Annotated in this window: 37 protein-coding genes; 16 read left to right on the forward strand and 21 right to left on the reverse strand. The window is 41.9% G+C overall.

Annotation, left to right across the window (positions count from 1 at the left end; all coding sequences use genetic code 11):
• The 16 genes from JFC10_RS01745 to JFC10_RS01820 all read right to left on the reverse strand — a co-directional run bounded on the left by JFC10_RS01745 (position 1) and on the right by JFC10_RS01820 (position 6,723).
• Complete coding sequence (locus JFC10_RS01745; protein ID WP_198331376.1) at positions 1 to 783, reverse strand: 3'-5' exonuclease; 783 nt, start codon at positions 781 to 783, stop codon at positions 1 to 3.
• Positions 780 to 1,208: a beta barrel domain-containing protein gene (locus JFC10_RS01750; protein WP_198331377.1), complete on the reverse strand. Its 429-nt coding sequence runs from the start codon at positions 1,206 to 1,208 to the stop codon at positions 780 to 782. The genes JFC10_RS01745 and JFC10_RS01750 overlap by 4 nt, the downstream gene beginning before the upstream one ends.
• Positions 1,205 to 1,726 carry a hypothetical protein gene (locus JFC10_RS01755; protein ID WP_198331378.1) on the reverse strand — a complete coding sequence of 174 codons (522 nt, stop codon included), beginning with the start codon at positions 1,724 to 1,726 and terminating at the stop codon, positions 1,205 to 1,207. The genes JFC10_RS01750 and JFC10_RS01755 overlap by 4 nt, the downstream gene beginning before the upstream one ends.
• 9 nt (positions 1,727 to 1,735) lie before the next feature.
• Complete coding sequence (locus tag JFC10_RS01760) at positions 1,736 to 2,143, reverse strand: hypothetical protein (protein WP_198331379.1); 408 nt, start codon at positions 2,141 to 2,143, stop codon at positions 1,736 to 1,738.
• Positions 2,144 to 2,312: 169 nt separating this feature from the next.
• Entirely contained in the window at positions 2,313 to 3,146 is an 834-nt protein-coding gene (locus JFC10_RS01765; RefSeq protein ID WP_198331380.1) for a DUF2303 family protein, read from the reverse strand.
• 92 nt (positions 3,147 to 3,238) lie between these two features.
• Entirely contained in the window at positions 3,239 to 3,574 is a 336-nt protein-coding gene (locus tag JFC10_RS01770) for a hypothetical protein (RefSeq protein ID WP_198331381.1), read from the reverse strand.
• Between the two features lie 116 nt (positions 3,575 to 3,690).
• Complete coding sequence (locus tag JFC10_RS01775) at positions 3,691 to 4,596, reverse strand: ATP-binding protein (RefSeq protein WP_198331382.1); 906 nt, start codon at positions 4,594 to 4,596, stop codon at positions 3,691 to 3,693.
• Positions 4,596 to 4,781 carry a hypothetical protein gene (locus JFC10_RS01780; protein ID WP_198331383.1) on the reverse strand — a complete coding sequence of 62 codons (186 nt, stop codon included), beginning with the start codon at positions 4,779 to 4,781 and terminating at the stop codon, positions 4,596 to 4,598. Before JFC10_RS01780 ends, JFC10_RS01775 begins: the two co-directional genes overlap by 1 nt.
• Positions 4,778 to 5,044 (reverse strand): hypothetical protein, encoded by a 267-nt coding sequence (locus tag JFC10_RS01785; protein ID WP_198331384.1) that lies wholly within the window; start codon positions 5,042 to 5,044, stop codon positions 4,778 to 4,780. Before JFC10_RS01785 ends, JFC10_RS01780 begins: the two co-directional genes overlap by 4 nt.
• The gene (locus JFC10_RS01790) at positions 5,041 to 5,337 is read right to left on the reverse strand and encodes a hypothetical protein (RefSeq protein ID WP_198331385.1); all 297 of its coding nucleotides are present in this window, start codon (positions 5,335 to 5,337) and stop codon (positions 5,041 to 5,043) included. The genes JFC10_RS01785 and JFC10_RS01790 overlap by 4 nt, the downstream gene beginning before the upstream one ends.
• 61 nt (positions 5,338 to 5,398) lie before the next feature.
• On the reverse strand, positions 5,399 to 5,572 hold the full coding sequence (locus JFC10_RS01795) for a hypothetical protein (RefSeq protein WP_198331386.1): 174 nt from the start codon (positions 5,570 to 5,572) through the stop codon (positions 5,399 to 5,401).
• 73 nt (positions 5,573 to 5,645) lie between these two features.
• Positions 5,646 to 5,840, reverse strand: a complete 195-nt coding sequence (locus JFC10_RS01800) for a hypothetical protein (protein WP_198331387.1) — start codon at positions 5,838 to 5,840, stop codon at positions 5,646 to 5,648.
• A complete protein-coding gene (locus JFC10_RS01805; protein WP_198331388.1) occupies positions 5,837 to 6,076 on the reverse strand; it encodes a hypothetical protein in 240 nt (79 codons plus the stop codon). The genes JFC10_RS01800 and JFC10_RS01805 overlap by 4 nt, the downstream gene beginning before the upstream one ends.
• Before the next feature lie 10 nt (positions 6,077 to 6,086).
• The gene (locus tag JFC10_RS01810; RefSeq protein WP_198331389.1) at positions 6,087 to 6,254 is read right to left on the reverse strand and encodes a hypothetical protein; all 168 of its coding nucleotides are present in this window, start codon (positions 6,252 to 6,254) and stop codon (positions 6,087 to 6,089) included.
• Positions 6,251 to 6,538, reverse strand: coding sequence for a hypothetical protein (locus JFC10_RS01815; protein WP_198331390.1), 288 nt, complete (start codon positions 6,536 to 6,538; stop codon positions 6,251 to 6,253). Before JFC10_RS01815 ends, JFC10_RS01810 begins: the two co-directional genes overlap by 4 nt.
• Positions 6,539 to 6,570: 32 nt before the next feature.
• Complete coding sequence (locus JFC10_RS01820) at positions 6,571 to 6,723, reverse strand: hypothetical protein (protein WP_198331391.1); 153 nt, start codon at positions 6,721 to 6,723, stop codon at positions 6,571 to 6,573.
• 451 nt (positions 6,724 to 7,174) lie between these two features.
• Here JFC10_RS01820 and JFC10_RS01825 point away from each other — a divergent pair, with 451 nt between their 5' ends.
• Complete coding sequence (locus tag JFC10_RS01825; protein WP_198331392.1) at positions 7,175 to 7,426, forward strand: hypothetical protein; 252 nt, start codon at positions 7,175 to 7,177, stop codon at positions 7,424 to 7,426.
• Positions 7,427 to 7,673: 247 nt separating this feature from the next.
• Positions 7,674 to 7,919: a hypothetical protein gene (locus JFC10_RS01830; protein ID WP_198331393.1), complete on the forward strand. Its 246-nt coding sequence runs from the start codon at positions 7,674 to 7,676 to the stop codon at positions 7,917 to 7,919.
• Between the two features lie 331 nt (positions 7,920 to 8,250).
• Here the strand turns inward: JFC10_RS01830 and JFC10_RS01835 are convergent, their stop codons facing one another.
• The 5 genes from JFC10_RS01835 to JFC10_RS01855 form a co-directional block, all read right to left on the reverse strand.
• A complete protein-coding gene (locus JFC10_RS01835; protein ID WP_198331394.1) occupies positions 8,251 to 9,105 on the reverse strand; it encodes a DNA adenine methylase in 855 nt (284 codons plus the stop codon).
• A gap of 78 nt (positions 9,106 to 9,183) precedes the next feature.
• Positions 9,184 to 10,896: an AAA family ATPase gene (locus tag JFC10_RS01840; RefSeq protein ID WP_198331395.1), complete on the reverse strand. Its 1,713-nt coding sequence runs from the start codon at positions 10,894 to 10,896 to the stop codon at positions 9,184 to 9,186.
• Between the two features lie 143 nt (positions 10,897 to 11,039).
• The gene (locus tag JFC10_RS01845; RefSeq protein ID WP_198331396.1) at positions 11,040 to 11,438 is read right to left on the reverse strand and encodes a hypothetical protein; all 399 of its coding nucleotides are present in this window, start codon (positions 11,436 to 11,438) and stop codon (positions 11,040 to 11,042) included.
• A complete protein-coding gene (locus JFC10_RS01850) occupies positions 11,411 to 11,704 on the reverse strand; it encodes an excalibur calcium-binding domain-containing protein (protein WP_198331397.1) in 294 nt (97 codons plus the stop codon). Before JFC10_RS01850 ends, JFC10_RS01845 begins: the two co-directional genes overlap by 28 nt.
• Positions 11,705 to 11,826: 122 nt before the next feature.
• Positions 11,827 to 12,534, reverse strand: a complete 708-nt coding sequence (locus tag JFC10_RS01855; RefSeq protein WP_198331398.1) for a LexA family protein — start codon at positions 12,532 to 12,534, stop codon at positions 11,827 to 11,829.
• Between the two features lie 143 nt (positions 12,535 to 12,677).
• On the opposite strand from JFC10_RS01855, the gene JFC10_RS01860 reads away from it, so the two are divergent.
• The 14 genes from JFC10_RS01860 to JFC10_RS01925 all read left to right on the forward strand — a co-directional run bounded on the left by JFC10_RS01860 (position 12,678) and on the right by JFC10_RS01925 (position 21,682).
• Positions 12,678 to 12,902, forward strand: a complete 225-nt coding sequence (locus JFC10_RS01860) for a helix-turn-helix domain-containing protein (protein ID WP_198331399.1) — start codon at positions 12,678 to 12,680, stop codon at positions 12,900 to 12,902.
• Positions 12,903 to 12,967: 65 nt separating this feature from the next.
• On the forward strand, positions 12,968 to 13,453 hold the full coding sequence (locus JFC10_RS01865) for a phage regulatory CII family protein (RefSeq protein ID WP_198331400.1): 486 nt from the start codon (positions 12,968 to 12,970) through the stop codon (positions 13,451 to 13,453).
• A 25-nt stretch (positions 13,454 to 13,478) separates the two neighbouring features.
• Positions 13,479 to 14,075 carry a hypothetical protein gene (locus JFC10_RS01870; RefSeq protein WP_198331401.1) on the forward strand — a complete coding sequence of 199 codons (597 nt, stop codon included), beginning with the start codon at positions 13,479 to 13,481 and terminating at the stop codon, positions 14,073 to 14,075.
• A 64-nt stretch (positions 14,076 to 14,139) separates the two neighbouring features.
• The gene (locus tag JFC10_RS01875) at positions 14,140 to 14,880 is read left to right on the forward strand and encodes a phage antirepressor KilAC domain-containing protein (protein ID WP_198331402.1); all 741 of its coding nucleotides are present in this window, start codon (positions 14,140 to 14,142) and stop codon (positions 14,878 to 14,880) included.
• Positions 14,880 to 15,863, forward strand: a complete 984-nt coding sequence (locus JFC10_RS01880) for a helix-turn-helix domain-containing protein (RefSeq protein ID WP_198331403.1) — start codon at positions 14,880 to 14,882, stop codon at positions 15,861 to 15,863. The genes JFC10_RS01875 and JFC10_RS01880 overlap by 1 nt, the downstream gene beginning before the upstream one ends.
• An 83-nt stretch (positions 15,864 to 15,946) precedes the next feature.
• On the forward strand, positions 15,947 to 16,468 hold the full coding sequence (locus tag JFC10_RS01885) for a hypothetical protein (protein WP_198331404.1): 522 nt from the start codon (positions 15,947 to 15,949) through the stop codon (positions 16,466 to 16,468).
• Positions 16,469 to 16,480: 12 nt separating this feature from the next.
• Positions 16,481 to 16,873, forward strand: a complete 393-nt coding sequence (locus tag JFC10_RS01890) for a hypothetical protein (RefSeq protein WP_198331405.1) — start codon at positions 16,481 to 16,483, stop codon at positions 16,871 to 16,873.
• Positions 16,870 to 17,235, forward strand: a complete 366-nt coding sequence (locus JFC10_RS01895; protein WP_198331406.1) for a hypothetical protein — start codon at positions 16,870 to 16,872, stop codon at positions 17,233 to 17,235. Before JFC10_RS01890 ends, JFC10_RS01895 begins: the two co-directional genes overlap by 4 nt.
• Positions 17,236 to 17,247: 12 nt before the next feature.
• Positions 17,248 to 17,553, forward strand: coding sequence for a hypothetical protein (locus tag JFC10_RS01900; RefSeq protein WP_198331407.1), 306 nt, complete (start codon positions 17,248 to 17,250; stop codon positions 17,551 to 17,553).
• 18 nt (positions 17,554 to 17,571) lie between these two features.
• On the forward strand, positions 17,572 to 18,042 hold the full coding sequence (locus tag JFC10_RS01905; protein WP_198331408.1) for a DUF1064 domain-containing protein: 471 nt from the start codon (positions 17,572 to 17,574) through the stop codon (positions 18,040 to 18,042).
• Complete coding sequence (locus tag JFC10_RS01910) at positions 18,039 to 19,634, forward strand: deoxynucleotide monophosphate kinase family protein (protein WP_198331409.1); 1,596 nt, start codon at positions 18,039 to 18,041, stop codon at positions 19,632 to 19,634. Before JFC10_RS01905 ends, JFC10_RS01910 begins: the two co-directional genes overlap by 4 nt.
• Complete coding sequence (locus JFC10_RS01915; protein WP_198331410.1) at positions 19,634 to 19,828, forward strand: hypothetical protein; 195 nt, start codon at positions 19,634 to 19,636, stop codon at positions 19,826 to 19,828. Before JFC10_RS01910 ends, JFC10_RS01915 begins: the two co-directional genes overlap by 1 nt.
• A gap of 302 nt (positions 19,829 to 20,130) precedes the next feature.
• Positions 20,131 to 20,856 carry a helix-turn-helix transcriptional regulator gene (locus tag JFC10_RS01920; protein WP_198331411.1) on the forward strand — a complete coding sequence of 242 codons (726 nt, stop codon included), beginning with the start codon at positions 20,131 to 20,133 and terminating at the stop codon, positions 20,854 to 20,856.
• Entirely contained in the window at positions 20,846 to 21,682 is an 837-nt protein-coding gene (locus JFC10_RS01925; RefSeq protein WP_198331412.1) for a hypothetical protein, read from the forward strand. Before JFC10_RS01920 ends, JFC10_RS01925 begins: the two co-directional genes overlap by 11 nt.
• Positions 21,683 to 21,730: the final 48 nt, after the last annotated feature.

The following is a 21,730-nucleotide window of genomic DNA, read 5'->3' on the forward strand; positions in this document are numbered from 1 at the left end:
TTATCGCTCCATACCTGACACATTAGGGTTGATACTAGTGATTAGCGCTTGACGACAAGCCTCAACTAAATAAGGCTTATCTTTTATTGTTCTGACTACCCACTGCAAGAAGCCGCGATCTTTAGGGTCTTTTGCCATGTCAGCAATTAGCTTGCCTCTATGATCATTACCTATTGGCATAATCTTAGGAATACGCGCTTGCTCACTAGCATTATGCAAATCTTGCATATTAGTTATGCTCCCGACCTTGCATAGATAATCTAACAACCACAAAGTAAAGGTGACATCCCATCCAGCATTGTGAGCATGGCGGCAATATCGCTTAGCTGCTTTTTGGTCTATGTAATAAAGGCAAGCACCTAAAGAGTGACTGTCTAGGCAAGGTATCAACTCACGTGCCAGCGCTTGAGTACAGATAGCCTTATACTGACTAACATCGACACCAGCGTTAGCAGCGACTTGGATGTCGAAATCTACGTTATGTCCAATGATGTAAGCCTCACCTTCAGGTAGGTGCTGCAGCACCACTTCTTTGTGACTTGGATAACCGTCAACATCTTCAGGAGTGATGTGACTGACCGCCATAGCACCGTAGCTAATAACGCGATCAGGTCTACAATCAATAGTAGGGCTGCTGATATTTGTCTCGCCGTAGTGGTAATAATCATCCGTTGATATAACGCCATCGATAAACTTGACGTGGTAATACCCAAGCTGTGTCGCTTCCGCTTCTTTGCTCACGTCGGTTGCTTCAAAATCTATAATCATTGCTGGCGTGTTCATTTTTTATCATCCTTATTATTCTTCAGTACAAGATTAGCGATAACCCCAAGCTCTACCATTGTCAGCAACCGTAATGGGTTAGGGCTAATCTGGTTAATAGCGCTCTTTATTTCATACGTGAGTTTTAGTTTATCTTCTTCATACTCGTAACAATCAATACTGGCGTATAAGGTTAAGTGGGAATTAAAGGTGTCTGCCTCACGCTTTGAGTCAATATAAAATCTTCTACGGGCAAACTCCTTCAGCAAAAAGTACCTATTACCAACCCTTTCAACAGTCACAATTCTAGTGATAGGCGGCGCGTTTCTTTGGCGCTCTGTTAGGAACATTCGCTGGCCAACAATAGGTTTTTTCTTTAGGAATGACTGCTGGCGCTCTTCCATTAGATCGTTGGCAAAGTCTGACATTCCTTTGAGGTCGCTCATACCATCTCTTCCCATAAGTAGTCATAATCAAATGGCTTAACCAACCCCATGATTGGCACTTTCTTTTTCTGCTTCGCCTTGAGTGCTTCCACATCAATCTCCTTTGGAAACTTAGTCATATCCTTTTGCGCTCGAATAATGACGTAGGACTCTTTTAGATTCATAAGGCCACTACCATTGCGTGCTGCGTCACATGCCATGTTTGCGGCATCCGGTATCGTTTCACGACCACCATAGCTTTGATATTCGATAGTCGCACAATATCGTTTACCGTCATTCATAAAGACATGCGCTGTCACAACGAATATGCGCGGCTCATTCATGATCTTTTTGCGCATCTTGCGGCTCACCCAATCACCTTCGTACTCAGTGTGAATCCTAACTTCATCACTGGTGAATGAGTTGTTGAGGGGAACGCGCATAAAGCCTTCGTACATTTCAGGCTTGCCAGCGCTGGCTTGATTAACTTTCTTTTGCGCCACCTTCTTGCGCTTGTCGCGGTTTTTAGTCTTTGCCATAATTAGCTCCTATGCGAACATATCCATTTGATTATCTGACACATCGTTTTGACTAACTTTTTTCAATGTTTTGAAGATAGCCTGTAAGTCGCTCTGTTCAAGCCATGCGCAATTGGTTAGAAGGTTTACTTTAACCTTCGACAAGGCGTTATCGACTATATGTATGTTTTTAAGATAATCATTTTTTGATATCAAGTAGTGCTCTTGCTCTTCGCTATACCAACTACTACTAAAATAGCGCCATAAAGAAACCCTGACAGTGGCGTCGTCATAGACATGAAAGTACAGATCGTACTTATAATTAGTGGTTGGGATATGAAGCAACTTGCTGCCTCTTTTAAAAGGTGGTTTATTGAAGAGTATTAAGTGATTAAAATTCGAGCATTGCGCCAATTGGTCATCGCTGATATCTCTCATAATCATTCTTCCGTAGTAGATAAAATAGGGGTTTAGGTCGATAGTCGTTCTTGCAGACTATCCCTGCGTCGTCGCCTTGGAGCGCCTGATCTCAGACACGCTTTTTTTGAGCCATCACCTCACCAACTAGCTGATACAAGTTACCTAAACGATTGATGGTTGATTGGCGTTAAGCTGTGAAGGTACCAACGTAGATAGGCAGATCACTAGGCAATAACGCCTTCACCATTTCAACAAAGCGATCAGCCGCGTCATTAAGCTGCTTGGTCTGGCCAATAATGCGGAGACTAAAACCCAAATTGTCACTGTCAGCAATGACTGCAACACGCGCTGTCACCTTAACTTTTGGTAGATCTTCGTATAACGATGTTTCCATGTGAATGAAACGTGGCAATCGAATAGATGAATCTGCTTCAATTCTTTCCATTGCAGACTTGGTGGAGCTTAGATCACCGACGTTGCTAGTCATCTCACCTGCGGACTTAACTGTCACACTACGAAAAGCTTTTAGTGCGTGACTAAAACTCATGTCACTAAGCTCGTCACTGTCTTCATCGCTATCACTAAAAGTCAGACAATGTGCGTAGTCTTGAATAAAATCTACAATGTTGCGCTGGCTGGTACGACCAAGATTGCTTAGCGCTTTAAATTCATCAGTGATTGGTAGCTTTAGCAAGGCAGTGTCGTCAGCGTGACCAGCGACTTCTTCGTCGCCTAAGTTAAAGATAGCCTGACAAATTAAGAAGTCTTGATTGGTATTATCGATAAAGCATTTATCTGCGGTATTGCGATCAGCGACGTACTCTGCAAAAGCAGCGCTTGATTTGGTATTGAAGCGGCCACGGAAGCGGTTGCGGTTCTCTTGATGCTTCTCAGTGTCTTCTAATCGATAACCTTCTGGCACAGTCACCAAAGATGAGGCCTTGTTATTTTTTAGCTGCATGTCATTTTGACGAGCCAATTCAGCGACGGTTTGAGCAACGTTTTTATCTGTACTAGGCATGGGTAATACTCCGTTTGATTGGTTGGGTTGTTTGATTTTTCTAATAAATGAACTGTCCGGAATATCCGGACAGTTGCTAGGGATGGATTGAGTTAGCTATCGGCGTTCTGCTTGAAGATATCGCCTTGATGTTCAGGGAAGGTTGATAACTGACCACCGCGACCGACATACATCAATGTGTCACCTGGTGTACTTTCAGAGCGGAAGCCCTTGCGTGCTTTTGGCGCTTTATAACTCAGTTGGTAATCAAGCTCGACCTGACTGATGTTTTTAGAAGGTGCCATCTTGATCTTAAGAGTGATCTCACCTTTGTCTTCATGGGCGATTACGCTTTCAGCGACATCAGATAATGCGTGGCCAATTTGCTTGGCAAGTACGCCAGCATTTACTTCACCAATGAAGTTTTCTACGTTCGTTTGAATAGTCATTTTGATATTTCCTTGTGGGTTGGGTTTTTATTACGGTTGACATGCTTATTGAACGATCAGATTAAAACCGACCGTCGTGAAAAGAAGAAAATGGTTATATATTTCTTTGGTTTAATTTAAGCCGCCTGTTGATTGTTATTAACTGTCTGGCTTGGTTGAGCTTGCATTGCCTGCCAGTCAATAACCTTCGTCAATCTATCGGCTACTGACTCATAATTCTTAGACAAGACTCTCGACAAATCGGGCTGTTCTCTTTGAATTTTTGCGCGAGCTCTTTCGTCAGTTATCGTGGCAAACATATTGTTAAGCGTATTCAACTGTTCAGGAGTGACAAAGACCTCTTCAACACCATCCATGAGCCATGTCATTAACGCCTCACCGATACCTTCGTCTAACACCAAGTGATCGCGTCCTTTGAAAACATGAGTGCGATCCTTACTGACTGCCGCGCCATTGGTTTCATGGTCAATATCAATCACCGTGGTAAATTCATACTCAATGCCGTCACGCATTTCCGTCTTCATGCCAAGCTTGACTACTTTTTTACGGCCATTAACTTCAACCTGAGCCGTTTCTGTCTTGGCTCGCATGGTGGTAATAATATGAACATCACTTTGAATGAGGCACTGAATGAGTGCGTCATATCGTGGTGTTACCTTGCTCCAAGCAGCCCAGCTATTACCCTTAAAGGTTTTTTCTGCAACCTTATCAATCTCTGCTTTGCAGAAAGTCCAAACATGACTGAGGCTGTCTACAATGACGATATCAAAACCTTCTTGAGTGGCATCCTTAATCGCCTTTATATAAGCTTCAGGACTGTGATCGCTTAGACTAATAGACGAGAAGTCAAACTCGCTTGCATAAAGGCTGGATGAGTCATTCTCAGTATCAATCACTGCGATGTTGCCGCCCATGCCTGTTGCTATCCGTAGAGCGCTGTAAGTTTTACCGCAACCTGATACACCAGCAAGTGCAAGCCGTAGCTTCGCTTTCTTACGTTCTGCTTTAGTGAAACGTGACATCAGATACTCTCCTCACTTTGACCAAACACGCTATCAAACTGCGCTAGCATCTGGTCGATAACTGGTTGAGCTATTGCAAGCTCGCTCATACTAAGCTGAAGATCGCTGCTGATATTCTCAGCGTGCCAGCATTCTTCTTCTTGGTCGCGCCATTCCCAGCCTGCTTGTTGTTGGTAGTCACTCATGACTTCCTCCCATATGCCTTGGCGATAACTGAGTTAGCATGAGCAGCGTTCTTAGCCTTCTCCGATGCCTCATATTCCACGTCATCTAAATCAGCATCAAAATCACTGTCTTCGTAGTAACCTGCCAGCATCAACTTGTGACGCTCGACTTGTGAATCTTGATTGACAAACTCGCTATCTACAGCGTTTGGAGCGACTGCGAAAGCAATGACCGACCATGTTCCAATGGCTGCCAGCAATAGGCTGGCTAGTAACTTATTCACATCGCTCTCCTTAGATCGTCCATGGTTAGCGGCTTGCCAGTTTCATCAATCAGCACAGCGTAGAGGTGAGGTACACCCAAGTCAGATACGAATTGAGTGCCATGAAAGCAGCAAATGAATGTGACGAATAATTTATCCATTGCGTCTTCATCGCTGATATCTGATACAGCACAAAGCATTAAGTTGTCTTGATGAGCACGTCCGGCTAAACCGTGCTTGGTTAATTCCGAGCCTGAAAGCTCGATTGGGCTGGCTTGTGCGCCAGTATTGATTCGTTCTAATAAACGTGTCATAATTTACTCGCTCCGTAGTAGAGTATTACGCCCCATTCAGTCCAACCTGATTGGGGCTTTTCTATGCCTGATTGTTGACGTTAAGTTCTTTGAGTAGCGCGTCTGCGTGCTTTACTGCCGACCCTGCTATCTGAACGCTATTCACTTTCTTGCCAGCGTTTGCCTGAATAAGACCTTGCATGGCTGCCGCTGCTATCTGGTCGCGTCGGCTTAACTGTTCTGTTTTGGTTCCCAAGATTGACTCCTTTTTTGATTGAGAGAGTTGTTACGAGATAGACGACTGCGAGCAATCGGCTATGTTGTAATAACTAATCTTCTTCAAGAATGTTCCGACCTACAAATACCTGTACCTGCATGCCGTTTTTTAGAGTAAAGCCATGCTTCATCTCAACGCTTTCACAGAACTCAGGCAGTCTCTTTTCTTGTTCAATCACTTCATCTGCCCAACTCTCTAAAACTTTATGAAACGGGCTTTCCGTGGTTACTTTTTCTTTTTCACTCATAAATCACCTTTAAATTTTGAGTCTATCTCAAACGCTCGTAGCGCAACATATAAACGCTTGGGTATGTCTGTTGTCTTCTGCTGACCGTTTGACTCGGTGATGAACTGGTAATGGTCAGTACGCTTGGTTGAGCTATTTCCAGTCTCAAAATTCACCTTCTTTTGCACTGATTGGTAATGCTTAATTTTTACGATCATTCCATCGGACAGCTTTTTTATGATGGTTTCTACGCTCATGCTTTTATCCTTATACCGTTACGCCAAGTGCGGCCTTTAAACGACTAAGTGCTAATTTCTCATTTTCCATAGAGTGTCCTTTCGCAGTACCAATTTCGATAGTTACTTGGAGTGCACCAGTTGCGAGTATGAGATCCGATTGCTCAATTCCTACAGATTTGCTATTTGCTTCGCTCATACATCCTCCTGATCTTCTACCTCTGAAATATGGACCAGCTTGCCAGCGCCACCAATCTTGCCGTAAAGCACGTTGTTGTCGACAGGTAGTCCAGCACTGCGCATGGCGTAATCTAGGCAGGCAGGATTGCCATCACTGAACATCCAGCTTTTGCCAGCAACCAAATGCCAGTAGTCTTCAACGTGATATTCACTACCGCCAACATGGACAGCATTGGCTTTAATCTTTACCGTCTTACCAGCTAGTGGTGAGCTTTCGGTGGATTTATCGTGATTAATATTCATACTTATTCTTCCGTAGTAGTGGTCGTAGACCGTTATTTATCATTACGACTTGCTATCTCGTCGCTAATCTTTTCCATCAAAACGATATCGTGATAAGCATTGATATAATTCGCTTGCTTTAACTCGACTCGCTCTCTCAAGCGCTTGAGCCGTAGTTGTAATTCGTCATCCGAATACTCTTTCATACGATTCCTTTTAGTTAACACGTCATAGCCAGCTGTGTTAAATAGTTGGCTATTTTTTATTAACTGCGCGTGTTTCCACGGCTGCCCATTGCGTCCTAAGCAATGCTTGTTTGGCTTTTTTATCTGACAAGTTGTTAAATAGTTTTAGCGATTGCTCGCAGGGCGTTTGCCGTTTGGATGTGATGATATTATCACGCCATGTGAAAATAAGTCAATATTAAATATCACATTACGTGATTTTATAAGTTTCATTATGTGAAAAAAATTGTAAAAAAACCACCCGTTAAGGTGGTTTGGTGATAAAGTATTGTGAAATTAATTGTTAAAGGTCACAAAAAACCCGCTCAATGGCGGGTTGGGTTTACCATTTATAAAAAATTATGAATATTGAAATTGAAATATATGAATATAAGTGTAGAGTATGAGTGCAATTAAATATAAGGGGGTCGAGATGAGCACTAAACTAGTAGGCAGTAGTTTAACTCGGGCAATGCTCGAACGTGGTGACAAACAAGTATGGTGTGCTGTAAGCAATGAGAGCGAGCAGGATGCTATGAATACTATTAAAAACGTTGATGGCAAATTCATAGTGCACATTATTGCTTCTGAAGATGGTTGTTTCATTTGCAAAGAAGAAGGTTCTTGGAAGCATGCTGTGCCAATTAAAAAAATCCCACTCACTCAAAATGAAGTGGGCTTATAAATAAGCTCTGTTGAAATTTATCGATATTAAATACCTAAAGATTAATGCTTTATAAAAAATGCAAATAATCAATAATTAAATATTCATAATAAAGAATATATGTATTAGAATATACTTTTATTACTTGGCACATTTACTGCAATGTTATGGTTGCAAGTACGGAATATTCAGAGATAAGTAAGGAATGCTCTCTACAGGCTCGTTGGTTGAGCTTTATAATGTACGTAATGGCGAAGAGGTATTTAATATGGATATAATGCTCAAAGGTAGTGAATTGACTCGTGCAATGTTAAAAGCCGGTCATCAAGAAATATGGTGTGCAGTAGACGATAGCTCTGATCAAGAAGCTATGTCCAATCTAACCAATAATGATTTTACAGCTCGTATTGAGTCTATGAAAGATGATTTTTTTTATTGTACAGGTGGTATGGCTTGGTTATGTGCAGTACCTATTAAGATACGAGCATTAACCTATGCTGAGGCAGGATTTTAGATAATAAACATAAGTAAGATATCTGTTGCTGACGATAGATGGCAGTGCTATATTTCAAGATCACGTCATCTAACCCTAAGGTTGCTTATGAAAACTTGGTCAGCACTTCTAATCTCTATGTTCATGATGGCGCCAGTAGTACAGGCGAATGCTCAGAACTATCCATGTTCAAAAAGCATGGGTGGTGTATCGCATTGCAAGAATGGTAAGTTCGTTTGTAATAACGGAAAGATTAGTCAATCTAAGAAGGTTTGTACCAGTTAGGCTTTGGTTGATAGGTAAGTAATAAAAAACCCACCGTGAGGTGGGTTTTTGGTTCCTACTATTAAGATTAGGCCATCTTCAGTCTTTCATGTTCAATGCTATCAAAGTGCGATGAGGTAATAAACAGCTCATTACCAACTCTTTTCTTTGCGGCACTGTAGTTGATATCAAACTGGTACTGTGCAAATTCTTTGTATAAATCACTAATTTCAGGGGTGTTGTCATAAGTAAGTAACCATGGCAAATCCGTTTTGGCCAACTTTTCAGAAATGGCCGCATGGTCTTTATGATTATAAAAATTAGTGTATAAAGACTGGCCTTTATTATAGTACGGAGGGTCTACCATGAGCAGGGGCTTTGGAAGTGTAAGACTCTCTAGCTTTTCAATGAACTCGATCGCATCCATATTATAAATATGAATTTTATCTTTAATCGCAGCAATCTGATGAACTTTTTTTATCAAAGCTACCTTGTTGAAGCGGCAATCCATTCTATATGCACCATTTTGCTTCTTTCCGCCTATTACTCCAGCTTTAATGATACCAGATCGATTGGTACGGTTAAGGAAGAGTGTAGAAAACGCAAGCTCTAAAGGATCCACAGTATCTTTAATATCCTGTATTGCTTTTTGCTTATACCATTCGTCCATATCAATTTTGGTTAAACTAATAAGATTGGCTAGCTCTTCTGGTTGATGGACTATAGCGCTCCATAATGAGGAAATCGATTGATCTATATCATTAAGGTGCAGCTCTTCAACCACATTGTTGGTTAATAGTCTTAGGGCAAGACCACAGCCCCCAGCATAAGGCTCAGCGTATTGGCACAGTTGCATATCATGGCTCACAACAACGTCACGAGTCATATCGTATATGCTGGCTTTACCACCAGGATAGCGCAGAGGAGAAAGTGAGCGTTTCATTGATTCTTTACCTTAACCATATTTCGTATCATAACAAACTTATTTTAACCTAATCTCTATCTTACTTACAGATATGTTTTAAGTGAAATACGTATAAACATCCGATTTCTGAACTCTTTTATCTTTTATTAATATATCTTTAATTTTACTTATAAATAATTCTTCAAAATCAGATTTCATATGAGGGTTTTTTTTCAAAAAATACTCTATAGGGTTGTTTTTAATAGTTTTAAATAGCTTTTGAAAATCACTGTCGTTATAGAAGTTTTTGAAAACACTACGAATAGCATTAGTTTCAGTATTGCTTAACTCTTTTTCAATTATTTCATCGAAATTAAAATCAAAACCCTCAGGATAATTATTTAAACTTAATCTTTTTATTATTTCCTGTGTGCATCTATTAGCAATGAAATTTGTCTTATTGTAACCAATGTTATTTTTCCAAAAATCATCTTCTTTTGGAAGGTTGTATAGGAAACTAAAGATCAGCCTGTCAGGCGGTTGAGTACTAGGAAGCAAAATAATGCTTTTATTTTCTGTGCTATTTACAACTACATCAGCATCTAGCACTATAATACTGTTTTCAGAAAATTCTGGTATCTTATGTTTAACAAGCTTCAAGTAGTCCTTACAACCCATACTAACATCTTTCAAAGGATTTATAATTTTTCTAATTTTTCTATTGGTAACTAGGCGATTGAAAAAGTCTACTGCTTCCTTATCTTCGAAATAGATATTAATTATAGGCAAGGCTATTTCATCAGATACTCTTTTGGTTTTTATATGTAAGTCGGCGTAAATATCACTCCAACTATAATCATTACGCACTTGCAATTTTCCATGACTATCAGTTAAAAATATGCTTTTAAAGTTATTCTCTTTTGTTCCTTTTTCATTTTCGCTCTTCTCGAATATTTTTTCTATTATAGTAGGAGAGTGTGATGAAATAATAATTTGTATATTGTATTTATTACTATATTTTATTAGAACATCTATAATTCTATCCTGTGCAAAAGGAAATAGACCTGCATCTAATTCATCAATAATTAAAATACCGCCGTGATAATCGCTATATTCCTCTTTAAGTCTTTTGAAAGAAAATAATGCTTGAACTATTTGCCCTACATTATCCTCTCCAGAGGAAACGGATTCATGGTCATAATCTTGTCCATGAACTACAGACGAGTCTATAGTTCCTTTAGTTGACGTAATATGAGTACCTTTGTCTTTGCCTATAATTTCATTACAGCAGCTGACAAAGTCGGCTTGATTTTTTTTAAGATATTCTAAGTCATATACTTTATCATCATTTCGATCAGCTACGGGAATAAGTCTTTTTAAGCTAAGGTAGATTAATGGATGTGTAACATTTCTAGATGTATTGCTACTTGTCGCAGTTGGTAGGTTATTGCGTACGACGGCTCTATGAGTTCTACCACTAGTAGCTGGCATAGTTAACTTCAAGTTTTCAATATTTTGTCTGAAGTAAGCATCATAAACGTCATATATGACACTCATTTCTCCTGGCTTATCATATACCTCTGAGAGACGGAAATGCTCACTAAATTTAGATTTGAACTGTTTACCACTTAAGGTTTCATGATCTATCTTTTGATCACTTGCATGGTCTTTATCAAAACTAAATATTTGAGCTACTAGCCCTAAAATTGTTGATTTAGCCGTACCGTTTTTCCCACTAATTACAGTAAGCCTTTCCCCAAAATCAATCTCTACATTTGACATGTTTCTAAATTTTTCTACGACCATCTTTTTTAGGATAGTAGATCTCATGCTTTTTGCCTCTAAATTAGAGTTACTGATCATTATTTATAAGTTTTTTACTAAAAATATTCAGATTGAATTTAAATAAAATCTTCTTATATAAAGAATTATTGATATAGCTCTACTACAAATTTTATTTATCTGACATTAACCTATTCCCTCTGCTCACCACACGCCTTCAACCCCACCTCTCTAGCCTCACTCAAGTCAGCACCTTTCTTAATGCTATACGGCACGTTTGGAACTAAACCTGCTTGCTTTAGAGACTCTGCAGCCGCCTTATTAAGCGGAGTGCCAATCGAAGACTCATCAATATAGCCTGCAGGTTCAAAATATACCTCAGTGCCAAACTCTGGATAATAAACACAGGATATTTCACCTGATGTCGTAAATGGGTAGGGGCCATCATGATCAGCGGACCAGAATATTTCATGCACTACAACATAGCCAGAAACAAATTTACTAGCGTAACTGTCATTGTGAGAAGGGGTGCATGCAGCTAAGGATAAGACAGCAATGCCAATTAACCACCTGGGCAAATTGATTCGCATGGTACTCCGTCCTTGTCTCTATCTAGTTGCTTATTACCGCACTTCAGTGCTTGCTTAGCCTGCTCACAGTTGGCCATCTGGCCACAAGTACTAGGTAAGCCTTTGCACTGCGAACCGCCAGCACCTTTGGTAAATAGCGGATGATCGACTTCGACAGATTCTTTCAAAATAGTATTGCTTTGAAAGGGATTGTCTATCGTAGCGACTCCAGCGTTGGATGACAGGGCAAAGAGAGAAAGCGCTATAGTTAGCAATAATTCTTTCATTGATCACATCCTTGTGTTATTCAAAATTTAAAGCTTCACGATAGACACACCATCCTAAAGGAAGTGTATTAACTACCGTAGCGTGCCGTATTAAGTGGCATATCCAAATGTAAGCCCAGCTATTAGTATTCGACATATTTACCCACCACCTTACCTACTAAGTTGCAGTCACCCATTGGCGTCATTCTTTGTTCGTGCCAATTGGGATTGAGCGGACGTAGATACATATCTTCCGATGTTTCACCTAGAACTAACTGCTTAAACGTTGCTTCCGTGTCGTTGTTGCATTGAACTATCACAAGATCATTGTTTTTTAGCGCAAACAATCCGGTCTGAGGTTCAACGTAAATAATGTCGTCTGGATCAAACTTAGGCAGCATGCTTTCGCCTCGTACAATCAAGGCAAAACCATTTTTTGATAGATTATTTGGTCTTGATATCCTGCCTATAGCATCATCAAAAGTAACAGCATCCACATTAGACCAACTACCAGCAGCCACCCAACTTAAAATAGGCACTTCATCGGAGGTTTCAGCCATAGGTATATTCACAGTACCTACTGGAGCTGGCATGTCATGAGCATCACCATTTTGAATGGCATGAATCTTACTGCGCAGGCTAGCTATTGACGGCTTAATGTCTTGAACACCATCTAATATGTAATTAGCATCCCCACCGTACTTAGCCGCGGCTGCTAAAGCACCTTCCTTTGATACACCTCTTTTAACCCAGTTTGCTACTGTAGAGGCACCAACATTTAAGTCGCGTGAAATATCAGAATTTCTATCTGTTTTTGCGACTTCTTGAAGTCTTTTCATACTTTCGTGCATAAGTCACCTCGTTATCAATCTTATTATAAGTATTTTACACAACGTGTGAGTAACTTTGTTTCACACGGACGAACTTGTTTATTGCCTTTTATTTCACACTATGTGATAATATATTTCATATCATGTGACTATAGGAGTTAGACATGAAGGATACAAAGTCAAAAGCAGAGTTCGATAAAAAAGTTATAGAGAAGTTAGGTGGTGTAAAGGCTATATCTGACGCACTTGGCTATAAGAACAATACCGTTCACAACTGGGTTAAACGCGGCATCTCAAGAGACGCAAAAATTGAACATCCGGAGATATTTATGCATAAAAATATTAACGACGTTCAGCCAGTTGAAGCTTACTTATCAGAAGAAGCCTAACCCTGTCACAAATATTAAATTTAAAACCGTTCAATAAAAACGTGCAAATGAATAGGAAAAATACGATGAGCGTAATAGATGTAGCACACAAGACGGTACACAGCGATGCGCACGGCGGGTCAGCCGCCCTAGCAACACGTTTAGGCATGTCAGTTGCTGTGCTGAATAATAAAGTCAACCCAAGCGCGCCAGCTCACCATCTACGCTTAGATGAAGCTATGGCAATCATGGAGTTCACGGGCGACCACAGCATCATCCAAGCGATGGCGCAGCGGTTGGGCGGAGTGTATTGCGAAGTGGGCGTGGCAGCAAAGAAGGACGACTTAATAATGACAGCCTTGTCCGCATCAGCATGCCAGGGCAATGTCATGAATGAGCTACACCAAGCACTTGAAGACGGCAAGATCAGTTGCGATCAGCGAGTATCACTTAACGCCGTAATACAGACAGCATTGTCGGAGTTACGTGCACTTAGTCAGCACGTTGACGAAAAGCACGCCAGTGACAACCCGCATATCGTCGCTCGCTGGCAGGAAGAGGGTAGAAAATAAATCGTAACAGACAGTGGGGATTGTAATGCTAGAAGAACAATATTTTTCAGACCGTAGTTCCTATCCGAAAGTCAGCGACACAGCAACACCAATCTATGCGGTTGAATGGTTTGCTAAAAACGTCGGCATTACCAACTTAGATGACCCAAGTGTGAAAGTAAAAACCATCCTTGATGATGTGAACGAGTCTGAGCTGGCACGACATGAAGCTAGAAGAGCTCGTGAAGCAAAGGCGCAAGATGAATTTCTTGATGCGATGTTTAACCTCGATAGCGGCACTGCGGTATTGCGTCAAAAGAGCGAGCGTACCAAGCCAGCGAAAAAGGTAGTGCCAGCTAAGCAGCTAAAGGTAGCTAAGAATATAGCTAAACCAGCTAAAGAGAAGGTCAATGTGGCTAAAAAGCCAGTTAAGACAATCAATTTTTCAGAAAAAATGACAACCAAGGTTGGACAAGAAGTGCTTGATCAGATCAAAGAGAAGGGCTTCTACCAAGTGTCAGATTTTCAGATGTCACGAGTGTATTTAGGAAACATCATATCTGACATACGCGAGCTAGGTTACAAGCTTGTGGGCGTCAAGAGTGGCAGGTTGATAGTTCGATACGAATTAGACGCGCAATAAAAAACCCAAATCAGCGGTAACTGAGATGGGCACAAAACTTAACTCGTTATTGGAGTATATCAGAATGAATATTTTAGCGCAAAACATTAAAACAATGAGCAGTCGTGAAATTGCCGAGTTGTGCGGTAAAGAGCACCGCAACGTTTGTCGTGATATCGACACTCTTAATGAAAACTATGCACAAATGGGCTTGCTCAAAGTTGAGCAGGGGTACTACACCCTTCAAAACACTGGTAATCAGCAGCATCGTCAATTTTTACTCAGTAAAGAACAGACGATTGACCTGATAACTGGTTATCGCGCTGATATTCGCATTCGTATTAATAGACGCTGGCAGGAATTAGAAGCCAGTGCTAGCCAGCCAGTCGTCGCACTGCCTCATGACTACATATCTGCCCTAGAAGAGCTATTGGTTACCAAAAATGGTGAGCAAGCTGCTTTGGAGCAAGTTAAGGATCTGCAACCGAAAGCGGCAGCATTAGACACGCTCAGTCATGCTAGGGGCTCTCTTGGCATACGTGAGACAGCAAAAGCCGTTGGCATACCTGAACGTGAGTTTGTAAAGCGCTGTCTGGATAAAAGCAAGCCCATGTCGTCACGATTCCTGTACCGCGATGATAACGGTAGGTTAAACGCACATGCTCACCGTATCAAACAAGGCTTCATGACTCAGAAATTAGGCAGTTATGCAGACAAGGATGGTCATGATTTTGCGACTGTCCAAGTTAAGTTTACCGCGGCTGGCGTTGCACATATTGCCAAGTTGATGCAAAACAAGTCATCTGGTCAGTTGAGGGTAGTGTAATGAGCTTTAAATTAGTAGCACAGGTTTTTGATATTCGCGTCGGTAATCCGCTACGCAAGATGGTGCTAATCAAGCTTGCTGACCAAGCAAACGATAATGGCTATTGCTGGCCCAGCTACGAATCGTTGGCTTTCGCATGTGAGATTAGCCGTAGCTCTGTCATCAATCACATTAAGTGGTTAGCTGAGAATGATTTCCTATGGATCGAGAAACGTTATGACAAGGAAGCACAGAAAAGTCTTAGCAATATCTACCACCTTACCTTGTCAAAAGGCAAGCAAGTAAAGGATGTTGGTGGTGTAGCAGCTACACCAGTGCAGGAAATGAACCACAAGGGGGTAGTGCAGGAGATACACCACCCTAGTGTAGGAGATACACCAGAAGTAGTGCAGGAGATACACCACCCTAGTGTAGGAGATACACCCAAACCTATCACTGAACCTATCATTAAACCTATCAATGAATCTATAAAGGGCAAAAAGAAAAAATTAACTGATTATCCTGACGATTTTAAACCTACTGACAAGCAAGTAGAAAAGATGAATGAGTACGGCATCAATATCGATCTTACTTTGGAAACCTTTAAATCTACTCACCAGTCAAACGGCAAGCAGTTTAAAGATTGGAACGCAGCGCTAACAACTTGGATAAACAAAAAGATTGAATGGGATAAGCTTGTTCCAGTACCAGCACAAGAGAAATACGAGCCAGCATTTAACGGTTGGAACGATAAGAACCCTGATTACAAGCCGACTAGCCAGCAAGCTGACGTTTATCACCCTAGTCAAGCAGAGTTTCAGCCAGTAGAGCCAGTTACCTACGTGCCAGCTATGAATGACCCTAACTGGCGCTGGACGGAACCGCTACCGGGCATGAGTATCATTGAGACTGATCGATATATCAAAGAGCATAAGCGCAAAGGCGAGAACCCGAACAAGGCTTATCAGAGATTACTCGCTGAGATACAAGGAGAGATGGCATGAGTTTTATCAGCACATGGCCAAGTTATCGGATGCTTACTGGTCGAGTAAGAACACTTTAATTAAAACTACTACGGAGAAAGATCATGGGATTAGATATTACAGCGTACAAAGGTACAAAGTTGATTGAAAACCCAAAGATGGGCGACACCAATCATCCAGAAGTGTGGGCCAATCAGGTTTATATCGGTATTTGCAATTCAGAGTGGGAGCAGGGCGACGACTTAGAAGTAGGGCAGGTCTATGGGTTTAGCTATGCGCGCAGCTTTTACAGCAGCTCTTACTCTACTTACGGCAATTTACGTAACGAGCTGGCACGTATCGCAGGGTATAAGCCATTAATTGCTGGCAGTAAGTATCGCGGTATCTATGCAGCGCGGGTCTGTGACGACTGGGAAAAAGGTCAGCGCGGTATTTTGTCAGAGCTTATTTATTTTGCAGACAACGAAGGCGAGATTGGCACCAAGACTTGCCGCAAGATATTGAATGACTTGCATACAGTATCTAAACACGCTGGCGAGTTGAACGAGTGGAATCAAGGCTTGCTTACCAACTTAATCCAAACCTTTGAATTTGCCGCAGTCGATGGCTTTGTTCAGTTCGCATAGGAGATGGCTGTAATGGCATCAATACAACTAGATGGTTTAACAATAGACCTGACCGACTCGCTAGATTTTTACAATATGTGCAACGACTCAGCGAGCGTGGAGCTACTGGGTGATAACACTCAGTTGCTAAACATCAGTGTAGGGCATGACGGTTTAAAGATACGCGCAAACTTCATCACGCTACACGATGTCATGAACGCTATTGCAGAGGCTAACAGTTTTAAAGTGGTCCCTGTTATTCCTGAAGAGCACGCCAAGGACGCGATCAATCACAGCGAATACTTTGATGCTGACGGCAAGTACCACGTCAATAAACCCAAAGCTAAGCCCAAAGCGAAGCCAGTAAGTCGAGACGCTTATATCAATAAGTATGGCATGTTGGATTTTAAGGAGGCGAGCAAGTGAGCATTAGTATCTTAACAGACCTAAGACTACGCAGCGGTGAAGATAAATTGACCCAGAAAGCGTTTGAAGGTGCCTTACCAGAAGTCAAAAGCGCAGTTATGGATTCACAAGGCAGAGTTTGGTTGTTTGAGTGCACCAAAAGTCACTTAACGCCTAATCATCGCTCATGGGTATCTGATATTGAGACAGGGTTTTACTACTACTGTGGTGGTTTTGATGCTACGGACTGGCAGAACAGTGCGATTGATAGAGGTGTTATTGAGGTTAAGCCTGGCTATACATGCGGTGACTGCGGTTATCACCATGAGCCACACCAGTTGCGAACGACGTTTTGCGAAGGTTGCGACACGTTACTCAGTTAAGGTGATTGAATCATGAAGAAGGACCCATCCGACTATACGCCAGGTGAGCGCAAATTCGCTGACTTGGTAAAAGCAGTCAAGGCTGGCAAGCCGAACGCTGCTATCTATCGTAAAAATTCAGCAGTGACAGAAGTAGGTGATTTCGTCATTGGGTTGACATACAACATCGATTTACAGCGTTACTCATGTAGCGCTATCGAGATAGACGGCATCAGGCATAACGATCCGTGTCGGTGGGATAAGGAAGGTGGCGCATTGGATGACGCTGTGAGCGACTTAGTGTTGAAGTCAGTCAATGATGGCGTGAGAACCATTTGAAGGCAGGAGGGTAGTAAATTGGCACGCAAAACAGCTATTAGATGGGCGAACATTGTTGAAAGTAAAGCTGGTCAGGCAAATGCGGCAAAGATAGCGCGATTGTGGCCTGCAAAAGGCGCTAAAAAGTCTAAGTTTAATAATATCGAAGTGGTCATCGATGGCATTCATTTCCATAGCACTGGCGAGGGTGATCGATACTTGCATCTAAAGCGATTTGAGAGGCAAGGGCGGATTAAAGATTTGCGCTTGCAAGTGCCGTTTGAGTTGACCCCAACAATGCGCGATGACGCTGGAAAGATAACGCACAGGGCTATGAATTATATCGCTGACTTCGTTTATTTCAATATTGAGAAAGATTGCGAGGTGGTAGAGGATTTTAAGGGCAGGCGCACTAGAACTTATATCGATAAATCAAAACAAATGGCCCACAAGTACGGAATTATCATTTACGAAACCACAGCTAAGAACAATAAGGAGTTTATTTTATGAGTGATGTTAAGAGAGGTTTTAGCTTTAACGTAAACAATTCGCCAATAACTACGGTTGTGGCAGATGGCAAGTTGTGGTTAGCGTTCTACCAGCTTGGTGAAGCGTTAGGGGTGGGTAATTTGCGTAAATCATTAACCAACCATGTGACTGACAGTGATCTGACGTACTTCTTGATGGAGAATGAACATAGCGGCTTAAACCGCCATAGATTCATATCTGAAAAAGGGGTTTTCAGCATACTGCAAGGGCGGCGTGATGGTAAGACAGACAGCTTGAGATTAGCTATTAGGGATAACATCGTGCCAGCGCTTAAAGCTGATCGATTAAATATCGATCCTATTGATGTCGATAAAGATGCTGATTTAAACATCTATTATTTTAATCTTAATAAAAAAAGATTAACGGCTGTCTTTATAGATAACGATATTTATTTTAGGAAAGGCGATGTGGCAGAGCTTATTAAGATACACCAACCCGCTTTTGATAAATATGTTAGAGAGCATGCCACTAAGAAAAGTGTTTTTTTATTAAATATACCTAACAAGGTCAACGTAACTACTAGAGCGTCTTTTGTAAGTATTGGTGAGGTTAACCGCATTTTGATAGATAGGGGTGGCCAGCTTTGTGATGATTTGCGAGAGTTTATCGCTATGACCGTTGTGCCTAAAATGACGCCCGCTATACCTGAGTCGCTGGCTAAAGATAGTGAAATAAAGACTTCTATACCAAAAAAAGACTGCACAGCAACATCTTGCCCGCTATGTGAGCGCCCGTGTCAGGCTGGCTCGACCGATAGTGGTTTTATTACAAACAATGGCGTTTGCTTAAGGTGTTGTTTTGGTAAAAGTACAGAGCAGGTTAAGGCGTTGGTGGGTGCTAAAACAGAAGGTAGTAAGCCAGCACCAGCAGTCGACGACACATTCAACGATGACACGCCAGCACAGACATTTGGTGATATTAGTGAAAATGATATGAATGCCGTACCGTTTGCTAGCTTCGACTTGGCGGCAGGTGAGGACAAATCGGTTACTTGCGACTTCTTTTCTATCCCAGATGACGTACCAATGCGCTTAATCGGTATCGCAGGACAAGCCCAAAGCGGAAAAAATACACTTGCCAGCCACTTGCTTAGCAATCTAAGTGATGACTGGACGCAATCAGCGTTTGCTGATCCGATCAAGAATATGCTAACGGCTATCGGTTTGGATTGCAGTGATGAGGCCAAGGCTGTAATTGACGAGGCTTTTGATGTTACGCCACGTTATATGATGCAGACACTAGGCACAGACTGGGGTCGTCACATGATTGGCGGTGAAATTTGGGTAAAAGCATTTGCACGTCTGAACGCTGGCATGTGCGTGGTTGTGCCTGACGTTCGTTTCGAGAATGAAGCCGACTTAGTGCGTGAGCATGGTGTACTGATCCATCTTACCGGGCGTGGCGGTATCGAGGGTGGTCATATTTCAGAAAACCCTATTGAGTTTAAAGCGGGTGACATTGTGCTGGATAACTCGCGGGAATTGGCTTGGTTGCACGCTCAAGTCGATGGTAATGCTGTGTTGGGTGACTTTATTGCGGAGGTGAGCGAGTAATGAACAATATACCGCTAAGAGAAATGCTTGATTTACCGGATGCTAAGCTCGCTAGTGTACTGCGCGATGCTATCAACTATCACTTGAGTCAAGCTAACAGTAGTAGCGATTGCGATCAAACTATGAGCACTTTAGATAAGATAAAAGACTCAGTTGTAGTCATTGGTATTATCAACAAGGAGGTGATCGGGTGAGCATGGTTAAAGTTGAGGAAGCCAAGCGTTGCGATTCATGCACTAGAGAGTTGACGGAAGAGCAGGTAGATACAAATTACAAGCTTAATCTTCCAATGTTATTTTGCCCAAGATGTTATCAGATGAAAGACTTGATAATTAATGGTCCTAAAAAGAATAAAGCCTAGACAATAAAAAACACCCAAGCTGGCAGGCAAGGGTGTTTGGATATTACATAAGTTTTTGATCTGAACAACGATAGCGAGTTGATTATATCTGCATTGCAAGGTGGCTGCAATGCTCAATATCTCAGGGATGCACTTATGGCAAAGCGATTAGGGTTTACTAAGCGTGACTTAAAAAGCATTAATATTACTATTGGACTAAACTTGGCAGCGGCTAGGCGTAACGCTGGCATGAGTCAAACAGAGGTGATGCAAGCAGTGTGGGGCGTGTCAAACAATCGTAATCGCATTAGCGAGATTGAGAACGGCAAGCACAACCTATCACTGGCTGACCTTCTTATCTTTCAAGATTTATACGGGCAATCGCTCGACTATATTTGCGGCCTATCGTGCGAGCCTGAAATGGATATGCTGGCAGGTACGGTTAATCATGTGGTTAATCAGTCGCAAGCACTCGTTCAGATGCTAACGACTGAGCTGGCAAGCGTTATGGTTACTCACGTCAAATCTATTTCTAAAAACGATCATGAGGCACTGCTAGCCAGCGCAAAACGGCTTTGCCAAACTGCTAAGACCGATAGCGTTAATACGGTAGTGGGTAGCCCCACTTATCAAGCGATAGGTGATGTTATGCGGGTCATTAGAGACATTGAGGTTAAGCAGGCAAGACAAGCGCAAGCGGTTGATATGCAAATGGCGCAGATATTAGATCGTGTCGATAAAGAGGATAGGCATAGACTGCTTGCTGATCGTGATAAGCATTACCAGTACAGCATACCGCTTGCCAAACCTAAGACCTTGGATGATGATAGTTTTATAACGGATCCTAATGATGTGTTTGTGGGGGTGACTTGTGGCGAGTAAAAATTCAGTACCTCGTGATATGTGGGAGGTTGCAAGACTACTTTGGGAGAATACCAATAAGATAACTGATGCTGATATTATCACTCAATTAGAAGTTGAGTTTGGCAATGAGGTGCCTAAATCTACTGGCACCATTAGTAAGCGCAGAAAAAAGGAAGAATGGCAGAAAAATACCTTGCCCGCAGCTGCAAAAAGGAAGAAAACACAGGAAGAAAGCGGGAAAAATAGGAAGAATTCCAAGCCAAAAACTTCCAATAATCTTCCAAAAACTAATAAAGCACAAACAGTGGAAGAATCGCCCCATTTGGAAGAAAAAAAAGCCCTTGTTGATGGAATAATGGACAATGTCGTCATGAGCGCAAAACAACGCGCCGCTATCATTGTCAAACATCGTAAAAGGTGGAAAAAACAAGGTGATATTCAAGATAATGTAGTCTCGCTTTCGCTAAGTTTGCTTGACGATCTGGATGATAAAGATGCTGATCCTGAGACTATACAAAAAAAGATAGCAGTGATAAATATTTTGGCTAATGCGCTTGATGTGACTACTCGCGCCTCAAAGACTATAAGCGAAGTTGAATTACCCCTATGCGGCATTACCCCAGAAGACTTTAGTCAGTCCGACCAAGATAGGCGCTTAGGAGCGCTTGAGGCATTGGGTGATATTGACGGGCAAGAACGAGAAGCAAGGGATAGATTGAAGGCTGAGCTTGATGATAGGCTTGAGTGGATTAAGGAGACAGCCAGTAGCGGCGACTTTGGGCGCACGCCTGAGCCAGACGATGACGGCATTGAAGAGATAGACTATACGCAAGTTGATGACTAAGGAACAGCAAGGCGCTTAAATGCTGGCAAGTGCGATAATTGAGTGACT

Source organism: Psychrobacter aquimaris (genome assembly GCF_016107525.1).
In the GTDB taxonomy this organism is placed as follows: Bacteria; Pseudomonadota; Gammaproteobacteria; order Pseudomonadales; family Moraxellaceae; genus Psychrobacter; species Psychrobacter aquimaris.